The following is a 14079-nucleotide window of genomic DNA, read 5'->3' as shown; positions in this document are numbered from 1 at the left end:
AATGAAGCATTTTTTTACCATTATTGGTGGAATGGGAACGATTGCAACAGAAAGCTTTATCCGTTCAATTAATCATCGAATGGAAATTACTTGTGATCAGGATTATTTGAATTATATTTTAGTTAATGATGCGCAAGTCCCTGATCGAACAACTTATATTAAGGATCATACTAAACCGAACTTTTTTACTGCTTTGCAGGAAGACTTTTTGCAACAGGCCACATTGCAACCTGATTTTTTCGTAATGCCATGTAATACGGCACATTATTTCTATGATGACTTAGCTAATTTAACTGATATTCCATTTTTACATATGATGAGAATTGCGGTACACAATTTTGTGGAAAAATTTCCTGAGCAAAAGAAGATTGGACTCATTGCAACTGAAGGATCAATTTATGACCACCTTTATGTAGATGAGCTAAATAAAGTGAATCGTAGTGCTGAACTTGGTGGCCCTGAAATTCAGCCGCTAGTTACGAAACTAATTTATTCTAATATTAAACAAAAAGGCGTAGTTGATACTGAATTGTATCATTCCATCTTGCGCAAGATGCATGATGAATATAGTTGTAATGTTATACTACTGGGTTGTACCGAGCTTTCTTTAGCACAGGAACAGGCTCCCAATCATCCATATCAGGTAATTGATCCGCAATCAATTATGGCCGATGTCGTAATTGAACTTGAACTGAAAATTCGTTCAGGTGAGGATCCTAAACAGGTTATTCAAAAATATTTATATTAATTAAAAAGATAGATAAGGCATCCATAAAAGCTTTAACAATAAAAAATGGCTCCTAAAAGTATTACTTTTAGGAGCTATTTTTTATCTAAGTAACATTGCATCATCTTCTAGTTTAGAGCCAACTTGCTTTTGGAACAGGTCCATTAATTTGGAAACAGTCAAACTTTGTTTTTCTGGTCCAACTAAGTCTAAAGCTACGCGTCCTTGATGGAGCATGACTAATCGATTGCCATAATGAATAGCATCTTCCATGTTATGCGTCACCATAAAGGCAGTTAATTTTTGTTCGCTAATTAATTTTTTGGTAAGTTCCATGACTGTAATTGAAGTCTTAGGATCAAGAGCCGCGGTATGTTCATCTAATAATATCAAATCAGGACGTTGCAGGGTAGCCATTAAAAGGGTAATGGCTTGTCGTTGTCCCCCAGAAAGTAACCCGATTTCAGTTCCAAGTCGATTTTCAAGGTTTAAATTAAGTTGTGCAAGTTGTGTTTTAAAAAATTCACGATCCCGCTTGTTAACTCCATTATGAAAACCGCGGCGTTTTCCCCGTTTCATTGCCAAAGCGAGATTTTCTTCAACTGTTAACCTAACTGCTGTCCCCATTTTGGGATCTTGAAAAACACGGCTAATATTTTTTGAACGCTTAGTTACAGTTAGCTTACTGATGTCAATGTCATTTAGAATAATTTGTCCCTTTTGCACGGGTATAGTTCCAGCAATACTGTTTAGTAAAGTTGACTTACCAGCACCATTACTACCAATGATAGTTACAAAATCACCAGCATTTAATTCAAGATTAACACCACGTAAGACCGGATTTTCATTTACAGTGCCGCGACCAAAAGTTTGATGAAGATTCTTAATTTGTAATACTTTAGGCATTTTTCTTTTCCCCCTTAAGATTGCGTGGTAAGTGAAAATTAGGCAAAATTAAGCAAATTACTAAAACCAATGCTGAGGCCAGTTTGGCATCAGAAGGTTCAACATTCATTTGAAAGACTAGTGCTAAAATGAAGCGGTAGATAATGGCACCTAAAACCAATGTAATTAGCCGCTTTCCCAGTGGCAAGTGGTGCAAAATAACTTCAGCAATAATAATTGAAGCAAGTCCAATAACAATTGTTCCAACACCTGAATTAAGGTCGGCAAAGCCATTATTTTGAGCTAAAAGAGCACCGGAAAGAGCAATACAGCCATTGGAAATCATATAACCTAAAATTTTCATTCTTTGTGTTTTAATTCCGTTAGCAGCACTCATTTCAGGGTTATCACCCGTGGCTCGCATGGCAAGACCAATCTCAGTTTTAAAAAAAATAATTAAGAGGCTAATGATAATTAATGCGATAATTAGCCCCATAACAATAACAGCATTATTACGAGATAGACCCCAATTCTGGGCGATAGTAAAGAGGGTCTTTTTACCTAAAAGTGATACGTTGGCCGCATTGTTCATTACGCGAGAAGTGATAGAATAGAGCCCCGTCATGGTAATAATCCCTGCTAATAGGGAAGGAATTTTTAATTTAGTATTTAAAAATCCTGTGACAAAACCCGCAATCATCCCACCAGCAAATGCCGTAATTGTAGCTAAGATTGGGTTAATCCCATTAATTAAACACATTGTGGCGATTGCTCCGCCTAAGGGAAAACTACCTTCAGCCGTCATATCAGCTAAATCTAAAATTCGAAAAGTTAAATAAACACCAACTGCCATTAATGACCAGAGCAAACCTTGTGAGGTGGATGAGAGAAATAAATCCCAAAAAGTATTTAACATAATTATACGTTCACGTTACCTTCCTAATTACTTGGGAGCTTTAATAGATTTAGGATTAATACCTAAGGCTTTAGCCATCTCTTTATTAACGACTAAATTCAATTGATTGGCTTTTTCCACTGGCATATCACTTGGCTTGGCTTTGCCATCTAAAATTTTAGCTGCCATTTTTCCCGTTTGCTTACCTAATTCTTCATAATCAATACCGATTGAAGCTAAGCCACCCTGCTTAATTTGATCAGTCGAACCGGCAACAAGTGGAATCTTTTTTTCTTTTACTACTTTACCAATGATTGAAGCTGCAGAAGCAAAAGTATTATCTGTTGGGACATAAATTCCTTGAACTTTATTTGCTAATGTTTCAGTAACTTGTTGGACATCGTTAGTAGTATTAGCAGTTTTAACTAAAACTTTAACCCCAGCCTTCTTTAAGGCAGCAATGGCTAAATCAGCTTGAATTTTTGAATTTGATTCACCAGCGTTATACATAACTCCGATTGTTTTAGCTTTAGGCACAATTGATAGTAATAGCTCAATTTGTTTGTCAATTGAAACCATATCAGTTGTGCCAGTAACATTTCTGCCAGGCTTAGAATTAGAATTAACTAGTTTGGCTGCCTTTAAATCAGTTACTGCAGTGACAACTGTTGGGATATCTTCAGTGGCATTGGCAATACTTTGTGCTGCTGGAGTAGCAATTCCTAAAATTAAATCAGATTTTTCGTTAATCAATTTTTCACTCATACTTTTAAGATTATCTTGACTATTTTGTGCATTTTGATAATCAATTTTTAGATTTTTACCCTCGATGTAGCCGCCCTCTTTTAGTCCTTTTTTGAAACCTTTGTAAGCTTTATCTAGCGAGGGATGTTGCACCACTTGTAGTACACCAACATGTTTAACTTGTGAATGATTATGAGCTTTTTTACTACATCCACTTAAGAGTAAAAGTCCAGCTAAACTAATACCTATTACTATTTTTCTAAATTTCATCTGATTTCCTCCGAATAATAATTAACAATTAAGATAATAAAAAATACCCACTAATTCTGAGTGGGTATACATTAATTATCTTTTATTAAGTAATCAATTGCGGTTAACCACTCAGAAGTTATGTGGCTAACCGTAATTAAAAGGGCTTTAGCCATCATAGATAAATTCAAACTAGAACTGTGTTTGAATTCATCTAGATGAATTCAAACTTTATCTAAAATAGCTAAAGTAATAACGGTTATTCAGCTGTAAGTTACAATTTAAATTAATTTTCATTAAAAAATACCTCCAACTTTAAGGAAAAGTATAAAATAACTTTAAAATCTTGTCAAGACAATATTTTATTTTGAGGCCAATAAATAATAAGAAAAAACAAATTATAATATACTATTTAAATGATACATGTATAGCATATTTCATTATACAAACCTAGACGTAAACACAAAATTGTATAGAAAATGAATTTATAATTAGCTATAATTATAAATAAAGAGAACAATTTTGGAGAGATGGATAAATGAGTTGGGCTGAAGAAAGAGTTTTAAATAAGATAAAAAATTTGCCTGGTAATGATGTAATTAGTACTAGTGAACTGGCAGCAGAATTAAATTTATCTAGATCTGTTGTTAGCCATTATCTAAATCAACTTGCCAAAGAAAATAGAATACAAAAAATCAAGGAGCGACCAGTTAAATGGCGCAAAAATTCGATTAATAAAACAACTGATTTATCATTTGCCAGTGTTATCGGTAGTCAGGGATCATTAAAAAGAGTAGTAGAACAGTTGTGTGCTGCTGTAATTTATCCACCAAATGGCTTAGATGTATTAATTACTGGTAATGCTGGCGTAGGCAAAAGTTATTTAGCTGAAAGATTGGTCGCATATGCCAAAGAAGTAGGAAGTATTAAAGCTAATGCGCCATATTTATATCTAAATTGTGCTAGTTATGCTGGTAATCCTGAGCAAATTACTACTTTATTATTTGGGTCTACTAAGGCAAGTGCTACACAAGCGAAAGGTTTAATTGAAAAGGCAAATGGGGGCTATTTATTTTTAGACCAAGTTGATCGATTGAGCAATGTTAATCAAGAAAAAATTTTGAATTTTATTGATTCAGGCCAATTTTATAAAGTAGGCGATAATATTCATCATGTTAAATCTAATGTTCGTTTAATAATGGCAACAACAAAAGATCCGGAAAGAGTATTGTTGCATTCTTTTTTAAGAAAAATACCTGTTCAGGTTAATTTGCCTGATTATGCTAAAAGACCAATTGATGAGCGTTTAGAAATATTGCGATCACTCTTTTATGATGAAGGACAGAGAATTAATAAGAAAATAGTAGTCGATAAAGAGGTTGTTTCAGCACTATTACAAATTAATCATAAAGACAATGTTAGCTATATAAAGAATATAGTTCGGGCGTCATGTTCGGCGGCTTATCATGATTGGTTTAGTTCGAATACAATGTATTTAAAGCTAAAAAACCTTATTCTTGATTATTTACCACCATTTAAAAACTATGGTTCAATTGTTGTTGATCCTGCACTCGTTATTAAATATTCTGAAAGTAAAAGCTTAAATAAAAAATTAACCAATATTTCTCAAGAACTAAAAAAGTTAATTAATGCATTTTCAGATACCACTTTAAGTAATTGCCGTTTAAGAATCGAAGCAATAAACAAGCTAAATAAAACAAGTTCCCAAGCGTCAGGATTACGTGTGCAGCATAAACAACTATTTGCTGAAATAATTGAAAAGAAATATGGGCTGGCTAAGGCTGCATATTTAGAATCAACAATTTACTATTTATATGAGCATCATTTTAAACCAGATTGTGATATTGAGAAATTAAGAGCAGTTGTTCTCAAAAAACTACCACGAGCATATCATGTGGCTCGAAGTTTTTATAGCAAATTACCAATCTTAGATAAGGATAGTCATCAAGGAATAGCATATATATTTGCTATTCTATTAAGCGAATATATCGATGAAAATGTTAAATTACATGGTCTATTAGTTGGTCATGGTGAAAATACAGCTACCAGTATTCAGGCAGTTGTTAATTCGCTTTGTGGTAACTATATTTTCGATGCAATTGATGTTGCAATTGATGCTGATACAACTGCCATGATTAATGCGATTAATAACTTGATTTTAAATTATAATGCGATAAATGGCCTGGTCTTAATGGTCGATATGGGCTCTTTAAATAAGTTATATAGTGAAGTTGGTTCGAATTTAAATTGTGATTTACTGGTAGTTAATAACTTAACAACTGTAACCGCATTAGATTTAGCTTCTAAAATAAAACGAAATTTAGATTTTACTAGAATTGCCAGTAATGCTGAGCGGGAATATCAAATAAATGTAAAGTACTATAATGGTTTTTCCAAAACAAAAAATATTCTGGTATCTTGTATTTCTGGTTTAAAAGTTGCTGAACAAATAAGTGAAATTCTGCGACAATATTTGCCAGCGGATATAAAAATAATTCCTTTAGGGTACAATGACTTGAAGGAAAAAATTGTTACTAAGCAGTGGGCTTATTTTGAGCAAACATTATTTTTGTTAACCACTTTTGATATAACAGAAAAAATCAAGTTTAAATATATGAACTTATACGATATTTTAGCAATTAGTGGTGAAAAAAAATTAAAACTTTGGTTGCAACCATATTTAAACCAACAACAATTAACAGATTTAAATAATCAATTATTGTGTTTCTTTTCTAAGGAAGGAATTGCTGAACGCTTAAATTTCTTGAATCCAAGTGTAGTAATAAAAGAGGTTGAAGAAATTAATAAAAAATATGAAGATTTCTATAATTTGAAATTAGACGGCAAAATTAAATTGAATCTTTATATGCATGTTGCCCTGATGATTGAACGAGCTGTCATGCGAAATAATGTAATTGAGGTTCAGCCTAAATCTGAAAAAGAAAAAGCTTTCTTTAAAATAACGCGTAACATTTTCCAACCAGTTGAGTTAAAATATAACGTCACAATTTCAAATTATGAAATTTCTTTATTATATGATTTGTTAAAGCAATATATTAAATAGATGATAATGAGGTTTGGTTATTAAAAAAGTCATAGTCGAATTTGACTATGACTTTTTTTAAAAATTATTTATGGTAAATCGTTGCCAGCAGCTAAATAAAGGTCGTACCACTCTTGGGCACTTAGTTCAATATCAGCTCCCTTGGCACTATCAATAATATGTTCGGGTGTCATGGTACCAATAATTACTTGAATATTAGCGGGATAGCGCAAAATCCAAGCGGCTGCAATTGCATTTTTAGAACACCCTTTTAACTTGGCTAATTTCTCTAAAGTATCATTAACTTGCGGAAATTTTGGATTACCAATAAAGTTACCCTCGATTTGACTGTATTGAAAGGGCGACCAAGCTTGAATAGTCATTTGATGCAGTCTTGAATAATCAAAGATACCGCGGTCATGGTCAATACTACGATTGTCGGTCATATTAGTATGAATATTAAAATCAATCGGTCCGGTATGCATGATACTGAATTGTAATTGGTTGATTAGTAATTTTTGGCTGATACCAGCTTGTAATAAGTCAACTTGGCGGGGATTGAAATTTGAAACTCCAAAATGACGCACTTTCCCATCTTGTTGCAATTCGTCAAATGCAGCCCCGACTTCTGCAGGATCCATCAAGGCATCAGGACGATGCAAAAGTAAGCTGTCTAAATAATCAATTTGCATTCTAGATAAAATGCCATCGACTGCTTTTATAATGTAGTTTTTTGAGAAATCATAACGTGTAGTTTTGTAATTAAGCGTGGGCTCTTCATAAATACCAGTCTTTGATTGAATATAAAAATCTTCTCGCTTAAGGGAAGAATTCTTTAAGGCATTTCCAAAAACTGTTTCCGACTTTCCATGACCATAAACATCGGCTGAATCAATATAATTAATACCAACATCATGCGCTGTCTCTAATGTCTTGACCGCGCTATCAATATTTAATTTGTTCATCCGCATAATTCCTAGTGCAAGCGCTGAACTAGAAAACTCCGTATTACCAATTTTAATTTGTTTCATAATTTGCCTCCTTTCTTAAGTATACGACAAATTTGCTTAAATAATTTGGAAACGATTGCAAACAACTATCAAGTAAAGTAAAAATAATTGCTGTTTTTCAAAAATTAATAGTGAATGCGTTATCTTTCAGAGTTATTATAATAAAAGCAAATAAATTAAATGTGTTTTTAAAAGGGGGTCTTGTAATGACTAAATTAAATGATGATTATATTTTAGGTCTCGATATCGGGACAAATTCTTGTGGTTGGGCTGTTACTGATAAAAAAAATAACTTATTGAAATTGCGCGGCAAAACTGCTTTGGGTTCGCACTTATTTGAGGAAGGTCATTCAGCAGCTGATCGGCGTGGTTTTAGAACAACCAGAAGACGACTTAAACGTAGAAAGTGGCGTTTAGGACTATTAGAAGAAATTTTTGCTGAGGAAATGGCACAAGTAGATCCGAGCTTTTTTGTACGATTACATAAATCTTGGATTTCACCATTAGATAAAATGCGTACCAAGTACCCAGCAATTGTTTTTCCAACGGCAGAGGAAGATAGCGAGTTTTATAAGAAATATCCGACGATTTATCATTTACGACATGCTTTAATGACTGAGGATAAGCGCTTTGATTTGCGTGAGATTTTCTTAGCGATTCATCATATTGTTAAATATCGTGGTAATTTCTTGCAAGACACGTCTATTAATAACTTTAATGCTTCAAAGATTGATGTGGGTCCTGTTTTAAGTGATTTAAATAATAGTTATCGTCAATTAACAGATGAGAATCTGGATTCAATTCAGTTTAAAATTGAAAATGCAGGACAAATTGAAGCTGTGATTCGCGGTCAAGATGATGAGCGTACTCTGTATAAGTCAGATAAGGTTAAGAAGATCGCACAGTTATTAGTTGATTCAAGTGACAAAGCAGCTAAGAATGTTGCTAAGCAAGTTGCCAATGCCATAATGGGTTACAAGACACAATTTGAGACAATTTTAAATAAAGAAATTGATAAAATCGATAAAGGAAGTTGGGAATTTAAACTAACCGACGCAGATGCAGATGACAAATTGGAATCGCTTTTAACTGAGCTAAATGAGCAAGAGGAAACAATTATTGCCGAAATTCGTAAGTTGTTTGGCGCAATTACATTAAGTAATATTGTCTATGAAGGGATGACCTTATCACAATCCATGGTGGAAAAATATAACCAGCATGGTAATGATTACAAGCTACTTAAAAGTGTGGCTAAGAATCATCATGATAAGCAAAAAGCTGAAAATCTAAGACTTGCCTATGATTTATACGTTAATTATCGTCATGGACGGTTGCTTAAAGCTAAAACAACATTAAAAAAATGGCATAAGGGTAGTGGTGTTTTAAGTAAAGAGGAATTTTATAAAATAGTCCAAGATAATCTCGATGATTCTGAAGCATCTACCCAAATTATCCAAGAAATTGAACAGGATAAGTTTATGCCTAAACAGCGAATTAACAGTAATGGTGTAATTCCTTATCAGCTTCATCAAATTGAGCTTGATCAAATTATTGCAATGCAGAGTAAATACTATCCATTTTTGGCTGAATCCAATCCAGTTGAAGGGCATCTAAAGCAGGCGCCCTATAAACTTGATGAGTTAGTAAGATTCAGAGTGCCATATTATGTTGGTCCAATGATCACTACTGATAAACAAAAAGAAACATCAGGTAAAAATTTTGCATGGATGATTCGCAAAAGCGATGACACGATAACACCGTGGAATTTTGAACAAGTAGTAGATACTCATCAATCAGCCAGAAAATTTATCACGCGGATGACAATTAAGGATACTTATTTACTTGGTGAAGATGTTTTACCTGCTAATAGTATGCTGTATCAAAGATTTGAAGTCTTGAATGAACTTAATAATGTTAAGGTCAATAATAAGCGACTTGATCCGCAACTTAAGCAGTCAATTTATGAAGATCTGTTTATGCAAAACAAAACAGTTAGTTCCAAGAAATTAACCGATTATTTGAAGCAAAATTATCACCTTAAATATATTGAAATTGAGGGTTTAGCAGATCCCAAAAAATTTAATTCTAGTTTATCTAGTTATTATCAGCTTAAAAAAATGAAGCTTTTTGATAAGCAACTTGATGACCCTAATTATCAAGCAGATTTTGAAAAAATAATTGAATTATCTTCGATTTTTGAAGATAAAAAGATATACCAAGCAGAACTGCATACAATTAAGTGGTTAACAGAAGAACAAATTAAGACTTTAGCCAAATGGCGTCTAAAAGGTTGGGGGCGTTTATCAAAGAAATTATTGCAAGAACTACGTGATAGCAATAAGAAAAATATCATTGAATCATTGTGGAATAGTCAAAAGAACTTTATGCAAGTTGTTACACAGCCAGACTTTAAAGCAGCAATTACTAAAGAAAATGCCCAAGTTACTGAAGATAATGGAATTGAAGCTATTTTAGCTGATGCATATACTTCATCGGCTAATAAGAAGGCGATTAGACAAGTAATAAAAGTAGTTGATGATGTTGTCAAAGCAGCTGGCGGCAGGGCTCCAGCACAGTTTGCAATTGAATTTACACGTGAGCCTGATAAAAATCCAAAGTTGTCCCAATTAAGAGGTAGTAAATTACTCAAAGCTTATCAAGATACTGCAAAGGAAATTGTAGATAAAGACCTAGTTAATTCTTTGAAGAATAACATGACTGCTCGAAAACTGGATCAAGATAAGTATTTCCTCTATTTCATGCAGGGTGGCAGGGATGCATACACTGGTAAAAAAATTAATATTGATGAAATTACATCACGCTATGAAATAGATCATATTTTACCGCAGTCATTTGTCAAAGATGATTCACTGGACAATCGTGTTTTAACTTCTAAGGCACTAAATGCAGCAAAATCTGATGATGTGCCATATAAGCATTTTGCTAATAAAAGTATAGCCGATCTTAACATGACCGTAGGTGAAATGTGGAAAAAATGGCAGGAAGATGGCTTAATTACTAAACGTAAGCTAGGGAACCTTTTACTAGATCCTGACCATATGAATAAATACCAACGTTCTGGATTTATTAATCGACAATTAGTTGAAACAAGCCAAATTATTAAACTGGTTTCAGTTATATTGCAAAGCAAATATCCTGATTCTGAAATTGTTGTGGTTAAGGCCAGTTATAATTCTGCTTTACGTAAAAGGTTACAGTTATATAAGAGTAGAGCGGTTAATGATTATCATCATGCACTTGATGCTTATCTGTCAGTTATTTGCGCTAACTTCTTGTATCAAGTTTATCCAAAATTACGACCGTTCTTTGTTTATGGAAAATTCAAAAAGTTTAAAGAAAGTGAAAAAGTACAAGATGAAACTATTGAACAGGTAAAGACTTTTAGTTTCATTTGGCCATTATTGCAAAAAGATACTAAAGAGCGAAAAGCACCGGAAGAGATTCGAGAAAACAAAAGCAATCAGATAGTCTTTTATAAACATCCAGATATTTTTGACAAATTACGAAAAGCTTATAATTATAAATATATGTTAGTATCACGTGAAACCACTTCAGAAGATCAAGCAATGTTTAATATGACTATTTATCCACGTGCTGAGCGCGATACTGCTAAAACTAGAAGCCTAATTCCGAAAGGTGAAGGATTAGATACTAAAATTTATGGTGGTTATAGTGGCAATACTGATGCCTACATGGCTCTTGTTAAAATTACTAGTATAAAAGATACTATCTATCGGGTAGTAGGAGTACCGATGCGCGGTCTTGCGAATCTTAAGAAGGCTAAAAAAGTTGGAAATTATAATGAGGTTCTTAAGCAAATCTTAGAGCCCTTAATAATGTATGACAAAAAAGGAAAACCTAAACGTGGTGTGAAAAGCTTTACCATTCTTGCTGGGCATTTATTAAATAAACAAGTAGTCATTGATGGTGATCGAAAATTTGCACTGTCAAGTTCGGCGTATATGTATAATGCAAAACAATTAACTTTGTCGCAAGAAACAATGCGGATTGTTTCCGGCCACATTGAGAAAACTGAAGACAAAGATACACTATTTATCTCTGCTTATGATGAAATCTTAGCAAAAGTTCATAAATATTTACCATTGTATAATATTAATAAGTTTATAGAAGGTTTAGACCAGGGGCGCGAAAAATTTATTAATCTCGAAACTAACGATAAAGCGAAAATTTTGAAAGAATTGTTGAATGGATTACATGACAATTCTCAATTTGGTAATCTTAAAGTAATTGGAATTAAAACTCCATTTGGTATGATGCAAATAGCGAATGGTATTATACTTTCATCTAATGCTAAGCTAATTTTTCAATCACCAACTGGTTTATTTGAAAAGAGAGTTAAAGTTACGGATTTATAAAGCAAAAAAAGGGAACCGAAAAATCCGGTTCCCTTTTTTGTGTATAAAAAAGCCTCCGCTATAGAGCTGAGGTAGGACGATAAATATCGCGTTAAAACTTACATCAAATGATGCTTGTTTGATTTTAAAATTTGGTTGTTAGATCAATGATGATCAGAAATCATCTGTCAGGAGCTACCTGACAGATAAATTATAACATTTTTGGTAAAAGATGCAAGGAGGACTTCTATGGGATGGCGTTCCGTAATTATTACCCAACATGCGAAATTAACTTATACAATGAACATGATGGTTGTACAAACGCGTGATGGTATTAATCAAATACCAATTGAGGATATTAATTTACTACTAGTCTCAACGACACAAGCAGTAATTTCAAGCGCATTGATTAGTAAACTAGTTCAAAATCAGGCAAAAGTAATCTTTGTGGATGAGAAGAGTAATCCAGTAACTGAGACAGTTGATTATTATCCGGGTGCTAGAAAAATGAAAAAATTGGTTAAACAAGTTAATTGGGATAAGGATCGCAAAGAAAAACTTTGGACAATGATTGTTAATAAAAAAATCACAAATCAGATAAAGGTTTTAGAAAATTATCACTTGAATACCCAAACTGTTTATGATGAACTGAATCAATTGGAATTAAATGATTGCAGTAATCGTGAAGCGGCTGCTGCAAGAAAATATTTTATGATATTGTTTGACAAGACCTTTGTTCGCCGTAATCCATGTGCAATTAATGCTGCTCTTGATTATGGTTATGCAATTCTACTGTCGAGTTTTAATCGTGAAATTGCAATTAATGGTTATTCTACTTATTTAGGAATTCATCACTGCTCTGAAGAAAATCAATTTAATTTGGCATCAGATTTAATGGAGCCTTTTAGACCATTTGTCGATTATTGGGTTAAGGCTAATGAGAAAATCAAGGAGTTAACGCCAGATATTAAGTATGGGTTAGTTGAACTATTGAGCTTGGAAATTAATTTTAATGGTAAAAAGACGTTGTTAACTAATGCAATTGCAGACTATACTCGCCATTGTTTAACTTTTCTAAGTAATGATGATTGCGGGTTACCAGAAATGGAGATGAGCTTAACAAATGAGGTACCGAATAATGCGTTTAATGATAATGTTTGATTTGCCAACGGAAACAGCGCAACAAAGAAAAGAATACCGACAATTTCGTAAGAAGTTAATTAATGAGGGGTTCTTGATGATACAGTATTCTGTTTATGTTCGCGTTTGTGTAACGCGGCAGACTGCCCAATTTTTAGAAAAGAGAGTTAAAAAATTTTTGCCTAAAGGTGGTATAGTACAGTCATTAATGATTACGGAAAAGCAATATAATGATATGCATTTTTTGGTAGGGAAACCTATAGAAGATGTGCGCAATCTGTCGGATAGGACGGTGATTCTATGATTTTATCGTATTCGACGCACAAGAAATGGATATTGACTAATTCAGGCATAAAAATCATTGCCACGCAAAGTCCAATTGCTTTTCGTGATTTAGTGCAGGCATTTCAGTGTCAGAATGAGATGATAATTTGTACGAATGATAGTTATGATTCACTTGATATTGCTAAAACATTTGATTTTGTTGGTGATCCACTTTTGAGTGGCGACATAATTAAAAAATATATGTCAAATATCTTGAATAGTTATATTGCTAATATTAATGAAAATAATCGAAACCGAATTTTTACTGCATTACAAAATTTAGAAGTAGCTATTGATGATTCACTAATGCTGGAAGACTTACCATTAATAATTAAGTTTGATGATGATTTGAAAAAACTATTGAAATTTTTTGATTTACATATAGATTATGAAATTACTAAGAGTCCCTATGCTATAATAGAAATGATTTTTAAAATTTATCAATCATGTAACTTGAAATCGATCCCTGTGATGTGTAATTCAACACACTATTTAGAACAGGATCAATTGCTAGAGTTATCAAGTTTAGCCAAGCAAATGAAGATGATGGTAGTTCTTTTAGAGTTTGCTTCCCCAGATTTATTGGTTGTACCTGAGGGTGTGCAATTTTATTATATTGATCAGGATCTAATCGATTTGTACTGACATCTATATTAAAACTTTAT

Annotated in this window: 10 protein-coding genes; 6 read left to right on the top strand and 4 right to left on the bottom strand. The window is 33.1% G+C overall.

The genetic code is table 11. From position 1 onward, the window contains the following. The first annotated feature begins 1 nt into the window (after position 1). Complete coding sequence (locus tag BM203_RS06590; protein WP_090093711.1) at positions 2 to 748, top strand: aspartate/glutamate racemase family protein; 747 nt, start codon at positions 2 to 4, stop codon at positions 746 to 748. Between the two features lie 81 nt (positions 749 to 829). Here BM203_RS06590 and BM203_RS06585 read toward each other — a convergent pair whose 3' ends face one another. From BM203_RS06585 to BM203_RS06575, 3 genes are read right to left on the bottom strand one after another with little or no spacing between them, the layout of a single operon-like run. Continuing rightward, the gene (locus BM203_RS06585) at positions 830 to 1633 is read right to left on the bottom strand and encodes an ABC transporter ATP-binding protein (protein ID WP_090093709.1); all 804 of its coding nucleotides are present in this window, start codon (positions 1631 to 1633) and stop codon (positions 830 to 832) included. Continuing rightward, positions 1626 to 2528 carry an ABC transporter permease gene (locus BM203_RS06580; RefSeq protein WP_090093707.1) on the bottom strand — a complete coding sequence of 301 codons (903 nt, stop codon included), beginning with the start codon at positions 2526 to 2528 and terminating at the stop codon, positions 1626 to 1628. The genes BM203_RS06585 and BM203_RS06580 overlap by 8 nt, the downstream gene beginning before the upstream one ends. A gap of 27 nt (positions 2529 to 2555) precedes the next feature. After that, positions 2556 to 3521 (bottom strand): ABC transporter substrate-binding protein, encoded by a 966-nt coding sequence (locus tag BM203_RS06575; protein ID WP_090093705.1) that lies wholly within the window; start codon positions 3519 to 3521, stop codon positions 2556 to 2558. A gap of 517 nt (positions 3522 to 4038) precedes the next feature. On the opposite strand from BM203_RS06575, the gene BM203_RS06570 reads away from it, so the two are divergent. Next, on the top strand, positions 4039 to 6585 hold the full coding sequence (locus BM203_RS06570; RefSeq protein WP_090093703.1) for a sigma 54-interacting transcriptional regulator: 2547 nt from the start codon (positions 4039 to 4041) through the stop codon (positions 6583 to 6585). Positions 6586 to 6653: 68 nt separating this feature from the next. Here BM203_RS06570 and BM203_RS06565 read toward each other — a convergent pair whose 3' ends face one another. Further along, a complete protein-coding gene (locus tag BM203_RS06565) occupies positions 6654 to 7595 on the bottom strand; it encodes an aldo/keto reductase (protein ID WP_090093701.1) in 942 nt (313 codons plus the stop codon). Between the two features lie 185 nt (positions 7596 to 7780). On the opposite strand from BM203_RS06565, the gene cas9 reads away from it, so the two are divergent. The 4 genes from cas9 (at position 7781) to csn2 (ending at position 14059) form a co-directional block, all read left to right on the top strand. Next, positions 7781 to 11971, top strand: coding sequence for a type II CRISPR RNA-guided endonuclease Cas9 (gene cas9, locus BM203_RS06560; RefSeq protein WP_090093699.1), 4191 nt, complete (start codon positions 7781 to 7783; stop codon positions 11969 to 11971). Between the two features lie 228 nt (positions 11972 to 12199). After that, positions 12200 to 13111, top strand: coding sequence for a type II CRISPR-associated endonuclease Cas1 (gene cas1 / locus BM203_RS06555; RefSeq protein ID WP_090093697.1), 912 nt, complete (start codon positions 12200 to 12202; stop codon positions 13109 to 13111). Then, a complete protein-coding gene (gene cas2 / locus BM203_RS06550; protein ID WP_199692567.1) occupies positions 13089 to 13394 on the top strand; it encodes a CRISPR-associated endonuclease Cas2 in 306 nt (101 codons plus the stop codon). The genes cas1 and cas2 overlap by 23 nt, the downstream gene beginning before the upstream one ends. Continuing rightward, positions 13391 to 14059, top strand: coding sequence for a type II-A CRISPR-associated protein Csn2 (gene csn2, locus BM203_RS06545; RefSeq protein WP_090093696.1), 669 nt, complete (start codon positions 13391 to 13393; stop codon positions 14057 to 14059). Before cas2 ends, csn2 begins: the two co-directional genes overlap by 4 nt. Positions 14060 to 14079 lie beyond the last annotated feature (20 nt).

It is taken from the genome of Lactobacillus bombicola, from assembly GCF_900112665.1.
Classification (GTDB): domain Bacteria; phylum Bacillota; class Bacilli; order Lactobacillales; family Lactobacillaceae; genus Lactobacillus; species Lactobacillus bombicola.
Note: the sequence above shows the minus strand (reverse complement) of the source record. Positions and strands in the feature narration are given on the sequence as shown.

What these genes read in the sequence shown, in the direction of transcription:
- BM203_RS06590 (WP_090093711.1), top strand. Translation starts at nt 2, where the DNA reads ATGAAGCATTTTTTTACCATTATTGGTGGAATGGGAACGATTGCAACA.
- BM203_RS06585 (WP_090093709.1), bottom strand. Translation starts at nt 1,633, where the DNA reads ATGCCTAAAGTATTACAAATTAAGAATCTTCATCAAACTTTTGGTCGC.
- BM203_RS06580 (WP_090093707.1), bottom strand. Translation starts at nt 2,528, where the DNA reads ATGTTAAATACTTTTTGGGATTTATTTCTCTCATCCACCTCACAAGGT.
- BM203_RS06575 (WP_090093705.1), bottom strand. Translation starts at nt 3,521, where the DNA reads ATGAAATTTAGAAAAATAGTAATAGGTATTAGTTTAGCTGGACTTTTA.
- BM203_RS06570 (WP_090093703.1), top strand. Translation starts at nt 4,039, where the DNA reads ATGAGTTGGGCTGAAGAAAGAGTTTTAAATAAGATAAAAAATTTGCCT.
- BM203_RS06565 (WP_090093701.1), bottom strand. Translation starts at nt 7,595, where the DNA reads ATGAAACAAATTAAAATTGGTAATACGGAGTTTTCTAGTTCAGCGCTT.
- cas9 (WP_090093699.1), top strand. Translation starts at nt 7,781, where the DNA reads ATGACTAAATTAAATGATGATTATATTTTAGGTCTCGATATCGGGACA.
- cas1 (WP_090093697.1), top strand. Translation starts at nt 12,200, where the DNA reads ATGGGATGGCGTTCCGTAATTATTACCCAACATGCGAAATTAACTTAT.
- cas2 (WP_199692567.1), top strand. Translation starts at nt 13,089, where the DNA reads ATGCGTTTAATGATAATGTTTGATTTGCCAACGGAAACAGCGCAACAA.
- csn2 (WP_090093696.1), top strand. Translation starts at nt 13,391, where the DNA reads ATGATTTTATCGTATTCGACGCACAAGAAATGGATATTGACTAATTCA.